This is a genomic window from Stenotrophomonas maltophilia, from assembly GCF_047782825.1.
Lineage (GTDB): Bacteria > Pseudomonadota > Gammaproteobacteria > Xanthomonadales > Xanthomonadaceae > Stenotrophomonas.
Genome location: NZ_CP180589.1, coordinates 3,504,512 through 3,527,287, shown reverse-complemented (window position 1 = coordinate 3,527,287; position 22,776 = coordinate 3,504,512). Strand labels below are relative to the sequence as shown.

Sequence of the window (22,776 nt, the reverse complement as noted above, 5' to 3'; positions counted from 1 at the left end):
GAAAGATGAACGGACTTTCATTTTCGCCAGCCTGATCACGAACCTGGGGTCGGAGCCCGTTGCGCAGCAACGGGATCCGACCCCGCATCGCCCGGCAGATCACGGCCAACTGTCGAAGGCGGGGTGGGTCCGGTTGCGGGGGCGTGAGCGCCATGGATGGCGCGACCGAGGCTACATGGACCTACTTGCGCCGTCCCCCGCAGCCGGACCCACCCCGCCATCCCACGGATACCCCGCTTTTGACGTTGAGGTTGATTCGGCGGGTGCAGGGCTGCAAGCCCTGCCGGACCACCTTCGGTGGTTGCAGCAGCAACCGAAAAACTCCGCCATGATCGACCGACCCCCACGTTGTACGGCCCGCCCGTTCCGCCAGCCATGCCTGAATACCGCTCCCGCACCTCCACCGCCGGCCGCAACATGGCCGGCGCCCGCGCCCTGTGGCGCGCCACCGGCATGAAGGATGGCGACTTCCACAAGCCGATCATCGCCATCGCCAACTCCTTCACCCAGTTCGTGCCCGGCCACGTGCACCTGAAGGACCTCGGCCAGCTGGTCGCGCGCGAGATCGAGAAGGTCGGCGGCGTCGCCAAGGAATTCAACACGATCGCCGTAGACGACGGCATCGCCATGGGCCACGACGGCATGCTGTATTCGCTGCCCAGCCGCGAGATCATCGCCGACTCGGTCGAATACATGGTCAACGCGCACTGCGCCGACGCGCTGGTGTGCATTTCCAACTGCGACAAGATCACCCCCGGCATGCTGATGGCCGCACTGCGCCTCAACATCCCGGTGGTGTTCGTCTCCGGCGGCCCGATGGAAGCCGGCAAGACCAGCCTGTCCGAGCACAAGCTGGACCTGGTCGATGCGATGGTCATCGCCGCCGACGAAAACGCCAGCGACGAGAAAGTGGCCGAGTTCGAGCGCAGCGCGTGCCCCACCTGCGGTTCCTGCTCGGGCATGTTCACCGCCAACTCGATGAACTGCCTGACCGAAGCGCTGGGCCTCTCGCTGCCCGGCAACGGTTCGACCCTGGCCACCCATGCCGACCGCGAACAGCTGTTCCTGCGCGCCGGCCGCCTGATTGTCGAACTGTGCCACCGCTGGTACGGCGGCGAAGAAGCAAGCGCGCTACCGCGTGGCATCGCCACCCAGGCCGCGTTCGCCAATGCGATGACCCTGGACATCGCCATGGGCGGTTCCACCAACACCATCCTGCACCTGCTGGCCGCGGCGCAGGAAGCCGAAGTGGACTTCGACCTGACCCACATCGACGCGCTGTCGCGGCGCGTGCCGCAGCTGTGCAAGGTCGCGCCGAACACGCCGAAGTACCACATGGAAGACGTGCACCGCGCGGGCGGCGTGTACGGCATCCTGGGCGAACTGGCGCGCGGCGGCCTGCTGGATACCACGGTGCCGACCGTGCACAGCCGCACCCTGGCCGATGCCATCGAGCGCTGGGACGTGGCGGTCAGCGGCGAATCCAGCGTGCACGACTTCTTCCGTGCCGGACCGGCCGGCATTCCCACCCAGGTGGCTTTCAGCCAGGCCACGCGCTGGCCCACGCTGGACGTGGACCGCACCGAAGGCTGCATCCGCAGCGTCGAACACGCTTACTCCGCCGAAGGCGGCCTGGCCGTGCTGCGCGGCAACCTGGCCGTTGATGGCTGCGTGGTGAAGACCGCCGGCGTGGATGAATCCATCCACGTGTTCGAAGGCCGCGCGCGCGTGTTTGAAAGCCAGGACGCGGCCGTGGCCGGCATCCTCGCCGACAAAGTGCAGCCCGGCGACGTGGTGGTCATCCGCTACGAAGGCCCGAAGGGCGGCCCGGGCATGCAGGAAATGCTCTACCCCACCAGCTATCTGAAATCGAAGGGGCTGGGCAAGCAGTGCGCGCTGCTGACCGATGGTCGTTTTTCCGGCGGCACGTCGGGCCTGTCGATCGGCCACGTCTCGCCGGAAGCCGCCAGCGGCGGCACCATCGGCCTGGTGGAAGATGGCGACCGCATTCGCATCGACATCCCCGCCCGCCGCATCGACCTGCTGCTGGACGACGCCACCCTGGCCCAGCGCCGCGCCGCCGCTGATGCGCGTGGCTGGAAGCCGCGTGAAGCGCGCCCGCGCAAGGTCACCAGCGCACTGAAGGCTTACGCCCTGCTGGCCACCAGCGCCGACAAGGGCGCGGTGCGCAACACCGCTCTGCTGGGCGATTGATGGTGCTGGGGTCAGAGCCCTTCCTGCGGAAGGGATCTGACCCCGGATCGCGGCAGGGGGTCGGATCCCTTTCGCAGAAAGGGCTCTGACCCCGGTAAGGTAGGACGCAACACCAACACGGAGGTTGTGATGACGTTGCTTTCCATTGCCCTTGCCGCTGCGCTGGGCGCGGCACCGGAACCGCCGAAGGCGCCGGACTGCAGCTACGACCGCGATGCCATGCTGGCGATGGAGCCGGATGCGTTCGACCAGGACCTGGAAGGTGGCTGGCGCCCCCTGGCCGACCGCGGCTGCCAGCGCGAGGCCGCCGACCTGCTGGCGGCGTATGCGGTGCAGCCCAAGGCCGCAGGCAGAACGATCATTACCTGGCACGAAGGCCAGATGCGTGCGGAGCTGGGGCAGACCGAACAGGCGATTGCACTGATGGAGCGCAGCCGCAAGCCTGCTGGCCAGGGTGATCCCGGCTACTGGAATGCCTACGTGGATGGGATGGTCGCTTTCCTGCGCCAGGACCGTCGGGGTCTGGAAGACGCGCGTGCGCGGTTGGTCGCACTGCCGTCGCCGCCGGAAATGGCGCAGAACATCAAGGACGGTCGTTTCCACTTCACCACCGCCGGCGGGCAGAAGGTCGATGTCGCCTGGCCGCCGAACCTCGATGTGCTCGACGGCTTGCGGCGCTGCTTCGGCAAGCCCTATCTGGAAGCGTATGGAACCGTGTGCCGGAAGCCGGAAGGCGGTTGAGGGTGGGCGTGCTTGCGGGGGTCAGAGCCCTTCCTGCGGAAGGGATCTGACCCCTGCTCAGCCGATCACGCGCTTGAACGGCGGCAGCGCGTCGATGATGCGCTTGCCGTAGCGGCGGGTCAGCAGGCGCGAGTCGAGGATGACCACGCGACCGGTGTCGGTGGACGTGCGGATCAGGCGGCCGGCGAACTGGGTGAGCGTGCGCAGCGCGTGCGGGATGGCGATCAGGTTGAAGGCGTTCATGCCGCGCGCTTCCACCCATTCGCTCAGGGTGGCGGTCTGCGGGTCGGTCGGCACCGCGAATGGCACCTGGGTGATGACCACCGTGGTGCAGGCTTCGCCGGGCAGGTCCAGGCCTTCGCCGAAGGAGTTCAGGCCGAACAGCACCGAGCCTTCGCCGGCAGCGACGCGGCGCAGGTGTTCGTCGATCAGCCGGGTCTTGGACATGTCGCCCTGCACCAGCACCTGCTTGCGTCGTGCAGCCGACATCAAGCCGGCCACCTTCTCCATCTTCCAGCGCGAGGTGAACAGCACCATCGAGCCCTTGGCCCAGTCCAGCTCCTGGTCGAGGTAACGCGCCACTTCGCGCGGATGGCCTTCGCGGTCATCCGGGGTGACCGGGAACTTCGGCACGATCAGCTCGGCCTGGTTGGGCAGGTCGAAGGGCGAGGCCAGCGAAACCATTTCCGCTTCCGGCGGAATGCCGTTGTCGATGGCCAGCGACTGGAAGTCGCCGCCGCCGGTGAGCGTGGCCGAGGTCATCACCACCGAATCCACTTCATCCCACAGCAGCTTGCGCAGCACGTGCGCGGCCGACACCGGCGAGCCATGCAGCACCAGGTCGCCATCACGGGTGGCGGTGACCCAGCGCGCGGTGGGCGGCGCACCGTCCTTGTCCTCGCGGCGCCAGGCCTGCCACAGGTTGTACTGCTGCTCGATCATTTCCAGCGCCATGCCGAGGTTGCGCTGCAGGCGCTCGCGGGCGGCGTCGTCCGGCTTGCCCTTGGCCACCTGTGCGTTGGCGGCGTGGGCCCAGTTGTAGAGGCTGCGGGTATCGTCGGCCAGCGCTTCGATGGGCTCGCGCCAGGCCTCGGGCAGGCGCCCGTTGGCGGCGCGCCACATGGGATCTTCATCGGCCGGGGCCGGCATCCACACCGCCTCGACGTGGTCGCGGAAGGCACGCAGCTGCTTGGCCACGTTGCTGGCCACATCGATGGCCTCGTTCGGCAGCAGGTTGCCCAGGCGGTCCTTGTCGACCGCGCGGTAGGCGCCGGCAATCAGGATCTGCAGGCGCCCGGTGCGCTTGGCCATCTCGTCCAGGGCCAGGCTGGCCGCGCCCTGGTCGATGGCCACGTTGCCGATGTGGTGGCCTTCGTCCAGCACCAGCAGCATGTCCGAGGGCGCGGCGATCATCGGCTGGCCGTTGTCGCTGTCACCAATGGACAGCGCCGACAGCAGCAGCGCGTGGTTGGTCACCACGATCTGCGCATCGCGCACGGTGTTGCGTGAGCGCAGCACTGCGCACTGCGCCGAATATGCACAGCGGCGGCCGGCACATGCCGAGGCAGGCGTGGTGATGCGGCTGCGCAGGCCGGGGCTGATGGTTTCCGGCGCGTTGTCGATGTCGCCATCCCACGTACCACTGGTGAAGGCATCGGACAGGCGCTTGGCGATATCCATTTCGATGGGCGCCAGCGGCCGGTCGTACAGCGGCGCTTCGTCTTCGAACATGCCGCCCTGCGCGCCCTCACCCTGCGCTTCGGCGGCGTTGCGCGTGCACAGGTAGCGGGTGCGGCCCTTGGCCAGCGCCACGGTCGCTTCCAGGCCGGTGGCTTTGAGGAAATTGGGAATATCGCGCTCGACCAGCTGCGACTGCAGGGCCACGGTGCCGGTGCTGATGACCAGCTTCTTCTTGCTGGCCAGCGCGATGGGCACGCCCGCGGTGAGATACCCCAGACTCTTGCCGACGCCGGTCGGTGCCTCGACCACGCCCACGCCACCGCTGGTGGACAGCGCACGCGACACCACGCCGATCATCTGGCTCTGCGAGCGGCGGGTGGAGAAGCCGGGGGTATTGGCCTGCAGCGTCGTATACGCCTTGCGGATCGCGTCCTTCAAGGCGTCATCGAGCTTGCGCGGGGCGGCGACGGTTTCGGTCACGCCGGGAACTACCGTGGCTGGATCAGGCCGGCCATTGTCGCATGGCCGGCCCGGTTCCCTGCGGCTGTCACCCTGAACGGGCCAGCGACGACGCCCGCAGACCGTATGCACCTGCGAGCGCCCTGCCGCGACGGTCCAGGACCGTCAGTGGGATGCTACTGCGCCGGGGTGGCACGCTGCCGCAGCAGGCGCACCAGCGCCCAGACCAGCAGGACCACGCCCACCGCGTCGACCATCGCCAGCAGGAAGTGCAGCACGCCCAGGATCGCGCTGATCTTGGAAACGCCACTGAAATCGCCGCTGCTGACCATCCACATCGGAAGCAGTCCGGCAGCCATGCCGCCCAGGCTGGCCAACATCAGCAGCAGCAGGCCGACCAGGGCGCCGGTACGGGTGGCATCGCGCGGCGCGCCCACGACCCAGACCAGGCCGACACACAGCGCGATCAGCACCGGCAGGCGCACGCCCACCATGCTCAGCACCGTCAACAGCAGGGTGGTGCCGTCCATCGATCAGTCCTGCCCGGCGAAGACGCCGGCACCGGCGCGCAGCTGCTTGTAGACCTCGTCGGTCTGCGGGCGCACGCCATGCCACTGCAGGAAGCTCTCGGCCGCCTGCTCGACCAGCATGCCCAGGCCATCAACGGTATTGCGGCAGTTGGCCGCGCGCGCCCAGGCCAGGAAGGCGATGGCGGCCTCGCCATAGTTGAGGTCCACGGCGGTGGTCATCGAGTTGACCAGCGACAGCGGCAGCTTGAATTCCACATCGCGGTCGCGGCCGGCCGAGGTGGCGTTGAGGATCAGTTCGAAATCGCCCAGATCGCGCAGGTCTTCCCAGTAGCGGCTGAGTGCGCGGCCCGGTTCGCCCATCGCATCGATCAGTTCGTCGGCGCGTTCCGGCGTGCGGTTGACCACCACCAGTTCGGTGATGCCGGCATCGAGCAGGGCCGGGGCCACGCTGCGCGCCGAACCACCGGCACCGATCAGCAGCACGCGGCGGCCGCGCAGGTCCAGGCCGTGGCGGTCGGTCAGGTCGCGCACCAGGCCGATGCCATCGGTGGTGTCGCCGTGCCAGCGGTCGCCCTTGCGCAGCAGCGTGTTGACCGAACCGGCGCGGCGCGCGCGGGCGGTCAGCGTGGTGCACGCGGAAAACGCGGCTTCCTTGTGCGGGGAGGTGACGTTGGCGCCGACACCGCCTTCGGCGGCGAAAGCTTCCAGCCCGGCCAGGAAGGCGTCCGGGGCCAGGTCGATCGCACGGTAGTCAATGCTGATGCCTTCCTGGCGACCGAACGTCGCGTGGATCAGCGGCGACTTCGAGTGGGCGACGGGGTGTCCGAAGACGGCGTAACGGTCGGTCATGGAATCCTCAAGCTGGCTAGACTGGTGCTCTTTCGTGCATGGACCCGGCTGATGCGCATCACCCCGACCCTGCTGGTGCTGGCCGCCAGTCTACTCTCTGCCCCCGTGGCGATGGCGTTGAACGAGTACGGCATCGAAGGCATGGGGGTGGTGTCCACCCGTGCCGATGAGGGCCGGGCCACGATCAGTGCCGACGGCCAGCGCATCATCTTCGCCCGCCGCGGCGAGGCGGGCTGGGGCCTGTGGCAGGCACGGGTCGTCGATGGCCGCTGGCAGCAGGCTCAGGCCCTGCCGGTGGAGGTGGCCGGTGAGGCGCTGGACCCGTACTTCAGCCGCGATGGCCACTGGCTGCTGTTCGCCGCCGGCCGCGAGGGCAAATGGGCGCTGTACCGCGCGGCGGTGGCCGCCGATGGCAGTGTGGGCCGGGCACAGAGGCTGGCCAGTGCCGGGGGCGACCGCCCGCAGCGCGGCCCGGCCCTGAGCGCCGATGGGCGGCGGCTGCTGTTCGCGCAGGACCAGGGGCGCGGCGCAGGCTGGGACCTGTTCGTGGCGCCGCTGGATGCGCAGGGCGTGCGCGGTGTTGCCGTGGCGCTGGCCGCCCTCAACACGGCCGCTGACGAGACCGATGGAGATTGGCTGGGCAGCGACGGCGCGGTGGTGTTCAGCCGTGGCAACGGCGATGCCTCGCAGGTGATGACCAGCGCCTGCGCCTGGACCGGGGCGGCGCTGCAGACGCTGGGGCTGTCGTTCAACCAGACCGGTGGCTGGACCGGCGCGCCGGTGGTCGACAACGCGAAGCCTGGCGAAATGATGGTGGCCAGCCGTGCCGCGAAGGCACCGCGCGCCGGTGGCGTGGATGTGTACCGGCTGGCCGTGCCGAAGGTGGCGGCCGTGGCCGGGTGCGGCGGGTAACGGGGGATGCGGGTTGCCCGGCATCCATCCACGCATGGCGTGGATCTACCGGAACCCGCTTTGTAGATCCACGCCATGCGTGGATGCAGCCCGCGAAGCAGTAGATCCACGCCATGCGTGGATGCAGCCCGCGTAGGGGTCAGAGCCCTTTCCTGCGGAAAGGGATCCGACCCCGGGCATTGCCGCTCAGCGCGCCAACACCTGCGCGCGCTGCTTCTCGTACTCCACTTCGCTCAGCTGGCCGTTGTCCTTGCGGCGGTTCAGCGCGGCCAGTTCGGCCTGCACGCTCTCCGGCAGGGCCTGCTCACGGGCGACGTGGGCGGCGGCGGAGAGCTGCTCCGGCGGGCGCCGGCTGGCACGCCAGGCGGCAATGAACACGCCGACGATGATGGCGCCGAACACCAGCGTGCCGGTGCCCCAGATCAGCCATTGCATCCATCCCATTTCCGGTCCCATCGCGCGTTCCTCCGTCCGTCGTGAGCGCTATTGTCAGCGCTCGCGCAGCCAACGCGCCACCTGCGGCGCGAAATAGGTCAGCACGCCATCGGCGCCGGCCCGCTTGAAGCCCAGCAGCGATTCCATCACGCAGGCGCGTTCGTCCAGCCAACCGTTGGCGAAGGCGGCCTTCATCATCGCGTACTCGCCGCTGACCTGGTAGGCGAAGGTCGGCACGCCGAACTTCTCCTTCACCCGGCGCACCAGGTCCAGGTAGGGCATGCCCGGCTTGACCATCACCATGTCCGCGCCCTCTTCCAGGTCCAGCGCGATCTCGCGCAGGGCCTCGTCGCCGTTGGCCGGATCCATCTGGTAGGTCTTCTTGTCGGCCTTGCCGAGGCTGCCGGCGCTGCCCACCGCATCACGGAACGGGCCGTAGAACGCCGAGGCGTACTTGGCCGAGTAGGCCATGATGCGCACGTTGAGGTGGTGGTCGGCATCCAGCGCGCGGCGGATCGCACCGATACGGCCGTCCATCATGTCCGAGGGCGAAATGATGTCCGCGCCGGCTTCGGCATGCGACAGCGACTGCTTGACCAGCGCCTCGACGGTGATGTCGTTGAGCACATAGCCCTTGTCATCGATGATGCCGTCCTGGCCATGGGTGGTGTACGGGTCCAGCGCCACGTCGGTCATCACCCCCAGTTCCGGGAAGCGGCTCTTCAGCGCGCGGATGGCACGCTGCGCCAGGCCGTCCTCGGCCCAGGCAGCCGATGCATCCAGCGACTTCTGCGAGCTGTCGATCACCGGGAACAGGTCGATCACCGGGATGCCCAGTTCCAGCGCCTCTTCGGCCACCTTCAGCAGTTCCTCGATGGACAGGCGCTCCACGCCGGGCATGGACGGCACCGCGGTGCGGCCCGCCAGTTCGTGCACGAACACCGGGTAGATCAGATCGTCGGTGGTGAGCGTGTTCTCGCGCATCAACCGGCGCGAGAACTCGTCATGGCGCATGCGCCGCGGGCGGTAATGGGGATGAGGCATGGCAGGCTCCGAGGAGTGGCTATTGCAACAGGTAGCCCTGCGGCAGCAGGGGTTCGGGCAGGGGGCGTTCGCCCAGCGCGTCGAGCTGGTCGATTTCGATCGTGCGCACCATCGCGTCCAGCGGCAGGTCGTTGGGTTCCAGGCCGAAGGGTTCTTCCATTTCCTCGCCCAGCTGGTCCAGGCCGAAGAAGGCATAGGCCAGCACCGCCGACAGCACCGGCGTGCCCCAGCCGAGCGAACTGGCCAGGCCGAACGGCAGCAGCACGCAGAACATCCACGCGCAGCGGTGCAGCAGCAGGGTGTAGGCGAACGGCAGCGGCGTGGCGAGGATGCGCTCGCAGCCGGCCTGGATGGAGGACATCGCGTGCAGGCGGTCTTCCAGCTGGGTGTAGAGGATCGGCTCCAGTTCGCCGCTGCGCAGCGCCTGGGCCAGTTCGGCGGCGATCATCGCCAGCAGCGCATCGGGCACGTTCTCGCGCTCGGCCAGCTGCTCGCGCTGGGCCTTGTCCAGCCACGGCAGGGCGACCAGGGCGACGATGCGGCCGCGCAGGCGGGCAGCCAGGGCGTGAGCAAAGGCAGTGGTCAGATAGGCGATGCGGCGGCGGCGGCCGCTGTCGTCGGCCAGCAGCAGGTGCACCTGGCGGGCCAGCGAGCGCGATTCGTAGATCAGCTGGCCCCACAGCTTGCGGCCTTCCCACCAGCGGTCGTAGCAGGCGCTGTTGCGGAAGCTGAGGAAGATCGACAGGACCAGGCCGAGCAGGGTGAACGGGGTAACCGAGACCCGCTCGATGCCGACAGGCGGGGCCAGCTCCACCACCGCGGCCACCGCGATGGACAGGACCAGGATGGCCAGCACCTTGGGCGCGATGGCCGGCACGATGGAGCCGCGCAGGATGTACAGCAGTTGCCAGCCGTGGGGACGGGAACGAATGATCATGGGGGCAGCCGCGCCGGGCGCGGGTTCACAGGCACGCGGGGGGCTCGCGCAGCCGCCCATTGTACTCCCCTGCCCGCGGGGCGGCCGTGGGCCTGCGACGCCCTGTCGCACCCATGGGCGCGACTCGGAACAGGCCTCTCAGATCACACCACCGCCCAGGCTCAGGCGGACGATCCCGACCACCACCACGATGCCGTTCAGGACCAGCCCGGTCCAGGCACGGCCACGCTTGCTGGGGTGGGTGAACAGGATGCCCAGCGCGGCGATGACCGCGCCCACCGCCGCGAAGGGGATCAGGAACCAGTTGCCCCAGCCGAGCAGCGGTATGAGGGCCAGGATCATCCACAGCAGTGCCAATACGCCCCACAACAGACTGATCACACCCATTGCCACGCTCCCCTTGGTTGCTTGCGACCCCAACCATAGCCCTTCCGGTGGCCGCCGCCTACCGCCGTTGGCGACACGCTCACCCGCGCCGTGCCAGCATGCCGGTGATGGCTCGCGCGCCAGTGTTGGCGCCGATTCAGAGTACCCGGCCGATGATCCGAACAGTCCTACAGGGGTATACGCCATGAACATCCGTTGGGTCGCCTTGGCGGCCATGATGCTGGCCGCCGCCGGCTGTGCCAGCACCTCCAAGGTCATGCTTGGTCGCGCGCGTGCGCCGATCGACCCGGCCCAGGTGCAGATCTACTCCACCCCGCCGGCCGGTTCGCTGGAAATCGCCCAGCTGGAATCGTCCTCGGCGGTGGGCTTCGGCACGCAGGGCCAGACCGATGCCGCCGTGGCACGGCTCAAGCGCGAAGCCGCCGCACTGGGCGCCAACGGCGTGATCCTGATGGGCGTGGGCAGCAGCGGCTCGCCGGTGGGCATGTCGGTGGGTGCCGGCAGCTACGGCTCGCACGTGGGCGGCGGCGTGGGCATCGGCATTCCGACCACGCAGAAGCGCGCGGCCGGCGTGGCGATCTGGGTGCCCAACCCCGAACCGCCGGCACGTCTGCCGACGCAGACCATTACCCCGCAGCCGCAGCGCTGACGCATGGGTAGCGCCGGGCCATGCCCGGCGGCTTTTCCGCGGCACTCGCCGGGCATGGCCCGGCGCTACCTGGCCGAATCGGCGGCTTTGCTCCTGCGCTCGCCGGGCATGGCCCGGCGCTACCGGTCGGGTGGCCAGTAGATCCACGCCATGCGTGGATGGTCCTTCCCGGTAACCCCTGGGGTCAGAGCCCTTTCCTGCGGAAAGGGATCCGACCCCGAGGTTCAGCGCTTGTACTTCGGCACGAACTGCTGCTGCACCGCTTCGGCCAGCTGGTCCGGCGGCAACAGGCCCTGGTCGAGCAGGAAGTTGTTGAACGCCAGGCGGTCGAACTTCGCGCCCAGCGCCAGTTCGGTCTGCATGCGCAGTTCCAGGATGCGTGTGTAGCCGTAGAAGTAGCTGCCCGCCTGGCCGGGCATGCGCACGGTATAGCGGTCCAGTTCCTGGGTGGCCATCGCCTTGGACAGACCCACCTGATCGATCAGCACGCGCTCGCCGGTGGCACGGTCGGTCAGGCCCAGGTTGAGCATCGGGTCGAGCATCGCGCGCGCCGCGCGCAGCAGGCGGAACTGCAGGGCGATCATCTGCCCGTCCAGCGGCTCGTACGGCACCATCTCGGCCTCGGCGTACAGCGCCCAGCCTTCCACGTTCACCGAATTGAACGCGAACATGGTGCGTGCCAGCGACACGCCGCGCTCGACCATGGCGGTGAACTGCAGTTCGTGGCCGGGGCGGCCTTCATGCGCGCTCAGGGTCCATGCGGCCGAACCGAAGTTGAAATCATCGTACTGCGCTCCCTCGCCCGCGGCCGGGTTGCCCAGCGGCAGCACGAAGGTGCCCTGCTGCCCGGTGTTGTTCACCAGCGGCGCCGGCAGGAAATGCGGGGCCGGGCTGGCCGCGCTTTCCGCCGCCGAACCCAGGCGCATCTGCATGGCGCGCTTGGGCACATCAACAATGCCGTGTTCGCGGATGAGCGGATCGATGGCATCGATCACCTTGCGGTAATGGCCTTCCAACTGGTCATTGGCGATCTTGTTGGCCTTCAGCGCACGGATCACCGCCACCGGGTCGCTCGGGTCGGCCACCTTCAGGCCCTTGTCCTTGGCCACCAGCGGTGCCAGCTGCTGCATGGCCGAACGGGTTTCCATGAATTCCAGCTGCGCACGCTGCATCAGCAGCTTCGGATCGATGTCGATGCCGACCTGCTTCAGCTGGAACGCGTACAGCGGCGCCGGCAGGCGTGCATCGGTGCGTGCCTTGGGCAGCACCTCCTTGCGGGTCCAGGCGGCGTAATCCTTCATCTGCCCGGCCAGGGCTTTCATCGCCTCATCGGCACCGGCAATCTGGTACTTCTTCAGCAGCGACTCGATACCGGTGATGTAGGTCTCGACGTTGTCCAGCGACTGCTGCACTTCGATCTGCGTGGGCTGCAGCAGCGTATTGTCCTTCAGGCGTTCCTCGTAGCGCTGGCGCGCCAGCGTGGTGAACGCGGTGCCGCCCGGCTGCAGGCCTGCATAGGCCTTGAGGCGGTCGACGGCCTTGGCCCGGCGCTCGGTCGGCACCTGGTCGGACAGCAGCAGGTTGAGGCCGCTGAACACGGTCTGCGGTGCATCGCTCCACGGCAGCAGGTACTTCTCGTTGAGCGTGCTGCCTTCGATGTTCTGGTCGGCGGCGTGGATCATGATCGCCAGGTCCTGGCGGACGTTGGGATCCTTCTCGGCGGCCAGCTTCGCCTTCAGTTCGTCGCGAGCCTTGGCCATTGCTGCGCGGTAGCGCTTGCCGTTATCGGGGCCGAGGTCGGCCACCTTGTCGTCATAGCCGGGCACGCCGAAGAAGCCGGTTTCCTCCGGCTGGAACGGCCCCTGCGCGTCCAGCAGGATCTGCGCCAGTGCATTGCTGCGGGCGACCCAGGCCGGGCTGGCGGGCGTGGCGGCCTTGGCAGCCGGCGCGGCCAGGGCCGGCGGTGCGGACAGCAACGGGGCGGCGGTCAGGGCCAGGGCAACGGCAAGCGCGATCGGCTTCATGGAACACTCCAGCAAAGGGTTGCCCGCAACTTACGCGCTCACGGCGATGGCGACAATCGGCTGGAGGTCATGGCGGCCGCATCGAGGACATCGGGATCATGCGATGGCGGATCCGGATAGAAGCTGGCTACGATGCCCTTCGTTTCGCGCAGGACCCTTGCATTATCGTGAAGATCAGCGGAGCCCGTTGGCACGCCCTCATGCTGGATGAGCGGAGATGACCAGATGTTCACCCGCGGGCAGGTCCGGTCGCCGCCACCCGGATCACATCGCGACCTTCACCGCTCCCTCCGGCGGCAATTCCTGGGGGAAGGTCTGGAGCGGGCCGGTCTGGTCGCCGGTCCCTCACATCGTCACGCTCGTCCTTCAGAGCGCGGCGCACATCACGCTTTACCAGTCGATCGCCATCCAGCGCGTAACGCCAGAACCCGTGGCTGAATCTCGCATGTGCTCCTGAAGCATCCGACCAGATTCGCGCGTACGGGGGCGGCCCAGGCTTCCCTTCAACATCCAGCGAAACGGTCTTCACCCTGCCTACCCACTGCATACCTGGGATAGAGCGCACCTCCCGCTGTGCACCTTCGTCACCCGCAGGCCGGTAGATCGCACTCTGGACGCTCTCGAACAGGGGTTCGGAAGGATCGCGGACAAGATGAAGAACCATGTCGTGGAGATCGACAGTGATCTCATCAGCAGCCAGGGCGACCTCATTCACGCGAACCCGGCGCACCCAGTCCACATCATCGCCAGCTCTGCGCAGCTGTTGTTCTGCTCCTGCCAATGGTGCGTCCGGGAGCACCTCCACGAAGGGTTCGGCAGCCATGCCGGGTGTGATCGAAAGCAGCGCAAGCGCTGCCAGTGCTACCACGTTCCTGATTGCATACGTTCGCATTGCGAGCTCCTTCCAGGATGAAGTGAGTCGTTGCAGACAGATCTGCGCTGCAACGGCTCAATCATTGGAGGGAGCCTGTGCCAGCAATCCGGAACGTCGTCCGCACTATCAATCCACGCTATCGAAGCAGTGAAGATTGAAGGCTGCACCAATAGAGATCCGTCTCATCAGCGTCGCGTAGTGTCGGAATCAATCAGTCCCGCACCAGGCATGCCGAACGGAATCGAGTCCCGGCCGGCAAGAGTGAATTCAACTGTGGCGGATCACGACAGCCTCGGCCCCGCCGGTCGTTCAGTCACAACGCCAACCCCACCCCACATCCGCCCCGCTCCCGGCACTCCTGCAGTGCGCACTCATCCGCCGCTTCGGCGTCGTCCAGTTCGCTCAGGTCGAAGGTCTTCTTGTCCGCGCCCAGCACGTACATCACCGGGTAATCCCACACATCGTCGCGGCGGGTGCCCTGCACGAACAACCGCCCGCGTGCCTGCGGCCCTTCCAGGCCGACGGTCAGGCCAACATTGCGTTGGCCGTCAATGGCCGTCTGCATGCTGCCCAGCGGCATCGCGTCGGCCTGCAGTGGCTCACCGAACACCTGCACCAGTCGGACGGGAAGGCGGTCCTTCATCTCTCGCGTAGCCGTCAACTCGCTCACAACATCAGGATTGATTGTCACTTGAGTCGCAGGTCAAGCAGCGAGACAGTGATGGAAACGAGCTCATACGACCCCTTGATGCTCCTCGACTTCATTCAGCGTCTTGTACTGAGAGCACTCTTCATGCCACGAGCGCATCTTGAGCGCAGGATAGCCGTTGATGGCAGCTATGCCATCAACCTCGCTGTTTTGCCGGAGACGGCCCAGGCCAATAGATCCAATCTTCAACGTGGCAAAAAACCAAGCCAAAGACACGGCCACGAAAACCAAACCCGAGTACCCATAATTTTTGCCATCACCATAGATATCAACAATAACAAAAGAAAGGATTATCAAATTCACGGCAATTCCCAGAAAGCCAACCGATCTCAGCGCCCAGAAAGACATGATGTAGTAAGCGCGGAGAAACCGTCTGTATGCACTCATCTCAGGGACACCCGCATCCTTTGCCAGTCGGCGCAGCTACTGCACCGAACCGATGGAGTTTCCAGCTGCATATACAAAGCTCGAAATCCCACCATCCAGCCCAATCGGGTCACTCTGCGAGCACCTACCCACCATCGGGGTCATACTCCCGCTGGTAGTTATAGAACATCCGACTCGCATCCGTCGCCTGCTGGCCTAGGAAGCGCAGCGCCACTTCGAACGCCACACCATCACCGTCCGGGTCGGCACTCGGGATCTGGTTGCCAAACACTTCGCTCTTGTTGCTCCACTCCCAGATCGCCACATCACGCACCGGGTCGATCACCACGCGCGGTGTGCCCAGATAATCGGGCTGGATGTAAGCCAGCTCGGCACGCCCGCAGCGGGCACGTTGATCAGCGCCACTGGATAGTTGTCCAGCCAGATCGCCTGCTGCTGCGCCTGGCCCGCGGCCGAATAGTTGCCCAGCCATTGCCCTGCCTCGTCATACAGGGTGATCTGCGCTTCGCCACTAGCAGGGGTACGCAGTACGCGCTCCCCACGATGGTTGTAGGCGTAGCTTTCAAGTACGGCATTGCCTTGCTTCACCATGTTCATCCGATTGACATCGCTGTAGGCGAACGCCTTGCTGCCGATGCTGGTGGTATTGCCCACTGCGTCATGATTGCGCGCTTCGCCATCCACCGCAGTCAAGCGATGACTGGTTGCGGGATAGGTGTAGCTGGCGGTGCCTGCCGAGGTGGTCAGCGCGGTGCGATTACCGGTGATGTCATAGCCGTAGGTTCGGATCGGAGTCCGTACATACTTAACCGTCGAAAAATTCAACTCCCGGCACGTCAGCTGAGACGACATCGATGATCTCCTCACCCAGGAGCACAGTGAAATGGTGCAGACCATCGCCCTTCGTGCATACGGACTCCTTCGACACCCAACCGACGAGCGAACTTTCACTGAACTTCAGGAGGGCTGCCCTGGTCTCTCCCAGGCACTCGAGAAACTGCAGTCGAAGTCCCTCATCCGCAATACGTACAAGCAGAGCACTCGGAAAAGAGATTCTAACCAGCCTTTCGCCACCACGAACCCCTCCGTCTATTTGCACTTGGCCGTCGTCATACAGAACACTGCAGCAGCTAGCGTTCGGAATTGGCTTCAATAGGATTTCGAATTTATTTAACATAGCGAATATTCACCCGCGTCCTTCCTCCAGACTGAATTTCAATTGTAGGAGAACCTTCTTTCGAGTTGGGACGAACAATGATGGTTCGTCCATCCTCCAGCGTCCCAACTCTGATACCCCCGCCCTTGTCTGAAACTCCGCTCGGCCATTGACTATCGAAGTCCCCATTAGCTGTCCCGAAGTCGCCGGGCTTCTTCTCGATTCTCGTATTTCCTTTTGTCGTTCCGTCGGGAGTTGTACCGGGAATCGGGCAGTCGCTTTGCCCCTGAGAGAATTGGCCCAAGAGCTCCCTCCAAATAGCAGGAGACGTCGAAACCAAAGCTGACACTATCAGCGCATCACCCAAGAGCTTCGGACCGGGCAAAATCGGGATCTCAGAGGCACCGGGTCCATAGACATAGCCCGACTGATGAACAAGGTATCCGTCACTTCCCGTGGACGCATCAGCCTCATTAGGGAGATATCTGACTGCCGAGCGCTGCAATCCAAGCGGATCGACCCCAGAAACCGGGCCACCGGCAGCATAGGCGAAGGTACTTATTCCTCCCATCAACCCAATCGGATCACTCTGCGAGTACCGCCCCACCACCGGTTCATACTCACGCTGATAGTTGTAGAACATCCCACTCGCATCCGTCGCCTGCTGCCCCGGGAAGCGCAGCGCCAGTTCAAACGCCATACCATCCCCATCGGGATCATTGGCCGGCGCCTGGTCGCCAAACACCTCGCTCCTGCTGCTCCACTCCCAGATCGCAACATCCCGCACCGGGTCGATCACCACACGCGGCGTACCCAGGTGATCGGGCTGGATGTAGGCAAGCTCCGGAACACCAGTACCAGCCACATTGATCAGCGCCACTGGATAGTTGTCCAGCCAGATCGCCTGCTACTGGGCTGGCCCCGCTGCCGAGTAGTTGCCCAGCCAATGCCCGGCTTCGTAGTAGACCGTGATCTAGGCATTTCCGCCTTCGGGCGCTCGCAGTACGCGCTCGCCGCGATGGTTGTAGCCGTATCGTTCGGCCACCGCCCCACCCAGCTTCACCGCGTTCATGCGGTTGCCGTCGTTGTAGGTGAACGCCTTGCTGCCAATGCTGGTGGTATTGCCTGCTGCATCATGGCCGCGGGCGTCGCCGTCCACTGCAGTCAAGCGATGGCTGCTGGCGGGATAGGCGTAGTTGGCCACCCCGGCCGCGGTGGTCAGCGCGGTACGGTTGCCAGTGGCATCGTACGCATACGTCTCAATCGGCGTGCCCGTCGTACCGTCCTGGGTCTGGGTCAGGCGGCCCAGCGTGTCGTAGGCATACGTGGCCAACACGGTTGAGCCAGCGCCATCCTTCTGTGCGTTGATCGCGCCATTGAAATACTGGGTATCCCATCACAAACGACTACCCTCCGTAAGATCACCTGTCTTTTCCGGACTTCAGAATCCATACCAGAGGCCCACCCAAGATGTAAAAGACAGCCTTCAGCATTTGGGCGACTTTTTGGCGCCTAGTCAAGGCGACGCTCGCTGAATATTTATTCCGAATAGCAAGCCTCCTGCGTGCAAGGCCCGCCTTGGCATCGGTTCGCGATGCCGAAACTATTCGCTTTGATTTACTTTCCATCAATTTCATCCATTTTTCTCGAGACAGCCAAACTCATAACCTTTCCTGGAACGATCATAAGCAGCGCGTACCCGCACAAAATAAATGGAATGGATTGCCTCCCTATCCCGCCCTGGACTCCAGCCACAAGAACAGCCAGTGTTCCAGCCACGCCGATGACAGTTACCCAGCGCCTTGCCAGTGCAACGTTCAATTCATGCTTGACCACATCTGTCAGCGGATCAACTTCTTTCAAAACCAGAAACACCACCACCGCGTTCAGCGCCAACCCAATGATGATAAAAACGTACAAACTCCAACCTACGAGCGGCGGAGACAGCAAACTCATGAAGTTGAGCGAGGCCCATACGAAGCATGTATTCAAGCGGCGCCTTGTACTTTTCATTGCTTGACCTTGCACCAGCACTCCTCAGCCGCTCCGGCGAATTTGATAGCTTCGACGCCCAAGCTTAGCAAAGCCAAGTTACGCCCCACGACCCGAAACAGCGTATTCAAACTCCTATTTGCCTGGATACCCGTTCTAATTTGAGATTGCTCTCTACGATTCCGTCCCCATCGATTAAGCTCCTCAAGCCTCGCATTGGCAGCGGCATCCGCCTTCTGCGTATGTACCTCCATCCCCGCTGCGGCCGTGCTCATCACTGCAGAAGCCGAATCCAGAGAATTGGCTCCCTCAGTGAATGCTTTGAGTGTTCCAACTCCGGGCGTCAAATTTAGAGCAGAATCGAGGATTGCCGCGTCCATACATGCGTCAGAGGCCCGAGGCTCGCCCCCGATGTACGCTCCCGTAGGCCCAACGCTCTGCAAGCCTTCTGGGTCAACGTAGCTCAGAGAATTGCCTTGTACATAGGCATAAGTGCTGATCCCTCCATCCAGCCCAATCGGGTCACTCTGCGTGTAGCGCCCCACCGCCGGTTCATACTCACGCTGGTAGTTGTAGTACATCCCACTCGCATCCGTCGCCTGCTGCCCCGGGAAACGCAATGCCAGCTCGAACGCCACACCATCCCCATCGGGATCATTGGCCGGCGCCTGGTCGCCAAACACCTCGCTCTTGTTGCTCCACTCCCAGATTGCAACATCCCGTGCCGGGTCGATCACCACGCGCGGCGTGCCCAGGTGATCCGGCTGGATGTAAGCAAGCTCCGGCACGCCAGTGGCCGCCACAGTGATCAGCGCCACCGGGTAGTTGTCCAGCCAGATCGCCTGCTGCTGGGCTTGCCCCGTTGCCGAGTAGTTGCCCAGCCACTGCCCGGCTTCGTCGTAGACCGTGATCTGGGCATTTCCGCCTTCGGGCGCTCGCAGTACACGCTCGCCGCGATGGTTGTAGCCGTAGCGTTCGGCCACCGCCCCACCCAGCTTGACCGCGTTCATGCGATTGGCGTCGTTGTAGGTGAAAGCCTTGCCACCAATGCTGGTCGTGTTGCCTGCAGCATCGTGACCACGCGCTTCGCCGCCCACCGCCACCAGATGATGGCTGTCAGCCGGGTAGCTGTACGTCGAGGTACCCGCCGCAGTGGTCAGCGAGGTGCGATTTCCGGTGGCGTCATAGCCGTAGGTTTCGATCGGCGTGGCCGTTGCACCGTCCTGGGTCTGGGTCAGGCGACCCAGTGCGTCGTACGCGTACTTGGCCTGCACGAGCGTACCGGTGCCATTCTTCAATTCGGTGATAGACCCCACCGCGTCGTAGCCAAAGCCCAAGGACAGGCCACCGGCAGCCGGGTCGTGCACAGCCTGCGGGCGGTAGTCCAGATCCAGGGGACGCTGCAACTGGCGGCCGTTGCCGTAGGTCCAGCCGGTGGCTGGGCCGAAGGCTGCGTAGGTGACCCCCTCAATCACTACCTGCCGAGCCTGCCCTGGCCGGGTCAGGCCGATCTGGCTGATGCGACCCAGCGTGTCACGCACGTAGTCAGCCACGCTGCCATCCGGATAGGTCAACGATGCGAGGCGACCGGACCTGTTGTACGCGTAGCGCAAGGTACTGGCGACGCCGTTCACGGCCTGCACCTTGCGGGTGACCTGGCCGAAGCGGTCATGGCAGTAGGCCGTGCGCCCACCGTCATGCAGCACTTCGGACAACCGGCCCTTCGCAAAGCGCTCGTCGCTTGCACACACCGCCGGGGCCACGTCGTAGTGATAGCCCACATCCATGTTGGGGTCGGGGTAAGCCACGCCCACCAGACGATTGAGCGCGTCATAGCTGTAGGTCGCGGTAATTCCACGGGCATCGGTGCGGGTCTTGCGGTTACCTGCACTGTCCACGGTGAAACCGGTACTGCCGCTATCCGGGCTGACCTGTGCGGTCAGGTCGCCGAAGCCGTTGTACGCATAGGTGGTGTGTAGCCCCTTGGGGTCAGTCACCTGGGTAACCTGGTCCAGCGCGTTGTAGCTGGAGCGGATCTCCGCAGCCACACCAGCGACATCCTGCAGAGTCAGCGCCAGGCGATTGAGCGTATCGTATTGCTGGCTGGTGACACGCTGCAGGGCGTCGGTGATCGACTGCGGATTGCCGTTGGCGTCGTAGGTGAAGCCGGTGGCATGGTTGCCCGCATCTTTCAGCGCGGTCAACTGGCCGAGGATGTTGTAGGTCCGCGCCAGTGTGCGCCGCAGGGTGCCACCCGCATCCACGGTGTCCTCGTTGAGGCGGTTGCCGGCATCGTCCAGCGTGTAGTGGATGGTGTTCCCGGCACTGTCTGCGATATCGGTCAGGCGCTGGGCCGCGTCGTACACGTAGGTGACGCTGCTGCCGTCAGGCTCGGTGACCTGTTGCACCTGGCCAGTGGGCCAATAGCTGATCTGGGTCGAGCGGTCGTCGGCCTGGGTCGCGCCGCGCACCGTGACCGACGTTGGCCAACCGCGCGGGTGATAGCCGTAGTCGGTGACCACGCCATTGCCATCGCGCACCGACAACGGACGCCCGAAGGTATCGTAGGAAAGCGTCTCCGTGGTGTGGCCCAGCGCATTGCTGATGCTGCGCAGGTCGCCTTTGCGGAAGCTGCAGGTACCACCGCTTGCACAGCCCGCATCGTCCTGCGCGTAGTAGCGATGGATCGTGACATCGGAAACATCCGTGCGCGGCCCATCCACGCTGTGCAGCAGGCCGGTCAACGGGCAATCCGGCCCCTCCGATTCGCAATAGGTCTGCGTAGTGACACGCACATCACCGCTCACGATATCGCGCAGCGTGATTGCGGTCGGCTGCAGGCGCGCATTCCGGGTGACCCGCAGTTCCTGATTGCCGACGGTGCGTTGAACAATCCTGTTGCTTTCTGCAGCCGTTCGCACTTCGCGAATCCGCTCCTCTGGGGTGCCGGTCGCTTCGGTGGTGGTGGTGATGACCACGGCACCGTACACCGGATCGGCAGCATCGTTGTACGCAAAGGTCGTGCTTGTTCCCCGCTTGTCTGTGGACGACTGCAGACGGCGGCGGAAGTCCAGACTGGCCGACAGGTAGGTGTGGGTGGCTGTCCCCGTGGAATCGCTGATGCCGTTGACCTTTCGTGGCAGACCGTCACTGCCACTTGGCGTGAGCGCATATTCGCTCTGCTTCCCGAGCGCATCGGTCACGATGACCGGACCGGCAGCGGTGTATTCCAGATGGACGCCATCAATGCCCACCCCACCCTGCGAGCAGTCGCCAGAGTGACGACTGCAGATCACGCGCCCCTTGGCATCGTAGCCAAACCAACTGTAGCGTTGCCCATCCTCGGCGGTTACGCCGGTAAGGTACGCAGGAAACCGTGTGTCTTCGTAATGGTAGGTGCGAACGCCGCCATCGGCGTAGGTCGCCGTGGTCAGCTCGCCCCTTGCACTGTAGCCATAGGAAACAAGCGTCTGGCCGCCCAGTGACAACCGCGAGATAAGCGAGTCGTTCTCAGCAACATTGTATTCGAACTGCAACTCGCGCCCGCTCGAATGCGAGACAGCCACCAGTCGCGCCTGCGTGTCGTAGGCATATTCAAGCCAGGTGCCGTCCTCGAACTCGCGACGTTCCATCAGGCCGGAGGCATTGAACACGATACGTTCCTGCGCTCGAGAGAGCAGCCAGCGCGTACCTTGCTGGACCACGCGATCGCCGCTGCCGTCGTTTGACTCGTAGTAGCTGCCACGGTTGGGAAACGCGCCCTGCGTACCGTCCTCGGACAGCAATCCCACCTTCAGCTCCGTTCCCGGCGGGAAGGTACTGCTGTCCACGCCAAGGGTCAGACGCAGATTGTGCGAATGGGTCCAGCCGGTGCCAAGCGCCCCCCCAGGCGTGCTTGTCAGTGAATGGTAATGGCGACGGAAGTCGATCCAGCCCAGATCAAAGTCCGGCTCGGGCTGGCTCTTGTCACCGGTGGTCGGGTCGCAGGGATTGCCCACCTTGCATTTGTTTGTCACAGGCGTACTGACGTACTTGCGAAGCATGGACAACGTGCCCGTATCCAGCATGGGCGGCATGGCACACATGCCCTTGGCCGCCTGCCAGGTCATGATCGTGGTGCTGGTGTTTGGGCACCTGACCTCACGCTGGCGCTGCAGGTAGCGCGTGCCAGTCACGAGTTCACAGGTGTTGGTGTTTGGATTCAGGTGGTAGAACGCAACCGTTGCACCGCCTTGCTCACCCGTGTTGCTGCCATCGGCACCCGCACCTTGGCCGCCACCGGGAATGCCATCCCATTGCTCACCGATTGTGACCTGCGTTGCGGGACACGAGGGTTGCTGGGGGATCTCTGCCTTGAGCGCAGCAGACAGATCTTCCAGGGAGTTGAAATCCTGGAAATCGTAGCGATAGACCCAGTCAGTCTTGATGAGCTTGGCCGGCTTGATCGCATAGTCATAGATGACCTTGTTCGGCAGCGACGCCACATCCCGCACTTCCCAACTGAAGGGTCCATACTGTTGGTAATTCTGGTAGCGCTTCTCGACGTCCTGCTGCGCGAGCTTTTCGGTCGCACGGGCAATGCTTCCGGGTGCAAGCGCCAGCCATTCCTTCTTGACTTCCTGCGCCCATGCGCTGGCACCCACGGCGAGACCCGGAAGGGCCAACGACAGTGCCAGCAGCCATTCGGCTTTGATTCGCTTGAACATCCCTGTTCTCCACTCCTGGGCGGGGGTCGCACCGGCGGAGGAACACCCACACGCCAGCATCGCCATGGCGCGCTGTACGTCGGACCGTCCC

17 protein-coding genes and 2 pseudogenes are annotated in these 22,776 nt (G+C 64.8%); 4 read left to right on the top strand and 15 right to left on the bottom strand.

Annotated features, from left to right (window positions below):
• Positions 1-375 precede the first annotated feature (375 nt).
• Complete coding sequence (gene ilvD, locus ACM2ZB_RS16275) at positions 376-2,214, top strand: dihydroxy-acid dehydratase (protein ID WP_416056218.1); 1,839 nt, start codon at positions 376-378, stop codon at positions 2,212-2,214.
• Between the two features lie 129 nt (positions 2,215-2,343).
• Positions 2,344-2,955, top strand: a complete 612-nt coding sequence (locus tag ACM2ZB_RS16270) for a hypothetical protein (protein WP_416056217.1) — start codon at positions 2,344-2,346, stop codon at positions 2,953-2,955.
• 57 nt (positions 2,956-3,012) lie between these two features.
• On the opposite strand, the gene dinG is transcribed toward ACM2ZB_RS16270, so the two are convergent.
• The 3 genes from dinG to aroE form a co-directional block, all read right to left on the bottom strand.
• Positions 3,013-5,115 carry an ATP-dependent DNA helicase DinG gene (dinG, locus tag ACM2ZB_RS16265; RefSeq protein ID WP_283220467.1) on the bottom strand — a complete coding sequence of 701 codons (2,103 nt, stop codon included), beginning with the start codon at positions 5,113-5,115 and terminating at the stop codon, positions 3,013-3,015.
• 155 nt (positions 5,116-5,270) lie between these two features.
• Positions 5,271-5,624: a hypothetical protein gene (locus ACM2ZB_RS16260; RefSeq protein ID WP_416056216.1), complete on the bottom strand. Its 354-nt coding sequence runs from the start codon at positions 5,622-5,624 to the stop codon at positions 5,271-5,273.
• A gap of 3 nt (positions 5,625-5,627) precedes the next feature.
• Positions 5,628-6,473: a shikimate dehydrogenase gene (gene aroE, locus ACM2ZB_RS16255; protein WP_416056215.1), complete on the bottom strand. Its 846-nt coding sequence runs from the start codon at positions 6,471-6,473 to the stop codon at positions 5,628-5,630.
• A gap of 48 nt (positions 6,474-6,521) precedes the next feature.
• Between aroE and ACM2ZB_RS16250 the strand changes: the two genes are divergently transcribed.
• Complete coding sequence (locus ACM2ZB_RS16250) at positions 6,522-7,385, top strand: TolB family protein (protein WP_416058566.1); 864 nt, start codon at positions 6,522-6,524, stop codon at positions 7,383-7,385.
• Positions 7,386-7,571: 186 nt separating this feature from the next.
• Here the strand turns inward: ACM2ZB_RS16250 and ACM2ZB_RS16245 are convergent, their stop codons facing one another.
• The 4 genes from ACM2ZB_RS16245 to ACM2ZB_RS16230 all read right to left on the bottom strand — a co-directional run bounded on the left by ACM2ZB_RS16245 (position 7,572) and on the right by ACM2ZB_RS16230 (position 10,188).
• Positions 7,572-7,841: an SHOCT domain-containing protein gene (locus ACM2ZB_RS16245; RefSeq protein WP_416056214.1), complete on the bottom strand. Its 270-nt coding sequence runs from the start codon at positions 7,839-7,841 to the stop codon at positions 7,572-7,574.
• Positions 7,842-7,874: 33 nt separating this feature from the next.
• Positions 7,875-8,864, bottom strand: coding sequence for a porphobilinogen synthase (gene hemB, locus ACM2ZB_RS16240; RefSeq protein ID WP_416056213.1), 990 nt, complete (start codon positions 8,862-8,864; stop codon positions 7,875-7,877).
• A gap of 19 nt (positions 8,865-8,883) precedes the next feature.
• Positions 8,884-9,801, bottom strand: a complete 918-nt coding sequence (locus ACM2ZB_RS16235) for a bestrophin family protein (protein WP_416056212.1) — start codon at positions 9,799-9,801, stop codon at positions 8,884-8,886.
• Positions 9,802-9,939: 138 nt separating this feature from the next.
• Entirely contained in the window at positions 9,940-10,188 is a 249-nt protein-coding gene (locus ACM2ZB_RS16230; protein ID WP_313436774.1) for a hypothetical protein, read from the bottom strand.
• A gap of 184 nt (positions 10,189-10,372) precedes the next feature.
• Here ACM2ZB_RS16230 and ACM2ZB_RS16225 point away from each other — a divergent pair, with 184 nt between their 5' ends.
• Complete coding sequence (locus ACM2ZB_RS16225) at positions 10,373-10,837, top strand: hypothetical protein (protein ID WP_416056211.1); 465 nt, start codon at positions 10,373-10,375, stop codon at positions 10,835-10,837.
• A 224-nt stretch (positions 10,838-11,061) separates the two neighbouring features.
• Here the strand turns inward: ACM2ZB_RS16225 and ACM2ZB_RS16220 are convergent, their stop codons facing one another.
• The 8 genes and pseudogenes from ACM2ZB_RS16220 to ACM2ZB_RS16185 form a co-directional block, all read right to left on the bottom strand.
• Entirely contained in the window at positions 11,062-12,861 is a 1,800-nt protein-coding gene (locus tag ACM2ZB_RS16220; RefSeq protein WP_416056210.1) for a DUF885 domain-containing protein, read from the bottom strand.
• A gap of 229 nt (positions 12,862-13,090) precedes the next feature.
• On the bottom strand, positions 13,091-13,753 hold the full coding sequence (locus tag ACM2ZB_RS16215; RefSeq protein ID WP_416056209.1) for a hypothetical protein: 663 nt from the start codon (positions 13,751-13,753) through the stop codon (positions 13,091-13,093).
• 295 nt (positions 13,754-14,048) lie between these two features.
• Entirely contained in the window at positions 14,049-14,378 is a 330-nt protein-coding gene (locus ACM2ZB_RS16210) for a hypothetical protein (protein WP_416056208.1), read from the bottom strand.
• A 90-nt stretch (positions 14,379-14,468) separates the two neighbouring features.
• Positions 14,469-14,831 carry a hypothetical protein gene (locus ACM2ZB_RS16205; protein WP_416056207.1) on the bottom strand — a complete coding sequence of 121 codons (363 nt, stop codon included), beginning with the start codon at positions 14,829-14,831 and terminating at the stop codon, positions 14,469-14,471.
• A 51-nt stretch (positions 14,832-14,882) separates the two neighbouring features.
• A pseudogene (locus tag ACM2ZB_RS16200) lies at positions 14,883-15,626 on the bottom strand (RHS repeat-associated core domain-containing protein); the annotation flags it as partial.
• 860 nt (positions 15,627-16,486) lie between these two features.
• Positions 16,487-17,347, bottom strand: a pseudogene (locus ACM2ZB_RS16195) (RHS repeat-associated core domain-containing protein); the annotation flags it as partial.
• A 257-nt stretch (positions 17,348-17,604) separates the two neighbouring features.
• On the bottom strand, positions 17,605-17,943 hold the full coding sequence (locus ACM2ZB_RS16190; protein WP_416056206.1) for a hypothetical protein: 339 nt from the start codon (positions 17,941-17,943) through the stop codon (positions 17,605-17,607).
• A gap of 53 nt (positions 17,944-17,996) precedes the next feature.
• Entirely contained in the window at positions 17,997-22,685 is a 4,689-nt protein-coding gene (locus ACM2ZB_RS16185) for an RHS repeat-associated core domain-containing protein (RefSeq protein WP_416056205.1), read from the bottom strand.
• Between the last annotated feature and the right edge of the window lie 91 nt (positions 22,686-22,776).

Coding starts and splice junctions, on each gene's coding strand:
- ACM2ZB_RS16215 (WP_416056209.1), bottom strand. CDS start 13,753: ATGCGAACGTATGCAATCAGGAACGTGGTAGCACTGGCAGCGCTTGCG.
- ACM2ZB_RS16210 (WP_416056208.1), bottom strand. CDS start 14,378: ATGAAGGACCGCCTTCCCGTCCGACTGGTGCAGGTGTTCGGTGAGCCA.
- ACM2ZB_RS16245 (WP_416056214.1), bottom strand. CDS start 7,841: ATGGGACCGGAAATGGGATGGATGCAATGGCTGATCTGGGGCACCGGC.
- ACM2ZB_RS16230 (WP_313436774.1), bottom strand. CDS start 10,188: ATGGGTGTGATCAGTCTGTTGTGGGGCGTATTGGCACTGCTGTGGATG.
- ACM2ZB_RS16270 (WP_416056217.1), top strand. CDS start 2,344: ATGACGTTGCTTTCCATTGCCCTTGCCGCTGCGCTGGGCGCGGCACCG.
- ACM2ZB_RS16260 (WP_416056216.1), bottom strand. CDS start 5,624: ATGGACGGCACCACCCTGCTGTTGACGGTGCTGAGCATGGTGGGCGTG.
- ACM2ZB_RS16225 (WP_416056211.1), top strand. CDS start 10,373: ATGAACATCCGTTGGGTCGCCTTGGCGGCCATGATGCTGGCCGCCGCC.
- ACM2ZB_RS16205 (WP_416056207.1), bottom strand. CDS start 14,831: ATGAGTGCATACAGACGGTTTCTCCGCGCTTACTACATCATGTCTTTC.
- ACM2ZB_RS16235 (WP_416056212.1), bottom strand. CDS start 9,801: ATGATCATTCGTTCCCGTCCCCACGGCTGGCAACTGCTGTACATCCTG.
- ACM2ZB_RS16185 (WP_416056205.1), bottom strand. CDS start 22,685: ATGTTCAAGCGAATCAAAGCCGAATGGCTGCTGGCACTGTCGTTGGCC.
- hemB (WP_416056213.1), bottom strand. CDS start 8,864: ATGCCTCATCCCCATTACCGCCCGCGGCGCATGCGCCATGACGAGTTC.
- ilvD (WP_416056218.1), top strand. CDS start 376: ATGCCTGAATACCGCTCCCGCACCTCCACCGCCGGCCGCAACATGGCC.
- aroE (WP_416056215.1), bottom strand. CDS start 6,473: ATGACCGACCGTTACGCCGTCTTCGGACACCCCGTCGCCCACTCGAAG.
- ACM2ZB_RS16220 (WP_416056210.1), bottom strand. CDS start 12,861: ATGAAGCCGATCGCGCTTGCCGTTGCCCTGGCCCTGACCGCCGCCCCG.
- ACM2ZB_RS16190 (WP_416056206.1), bottom strand. CDS start 17,943: ATGAGTTTGCTGTCTCCGCCGCTCGTAGGTTGGAGTTTGTACGTTTTT.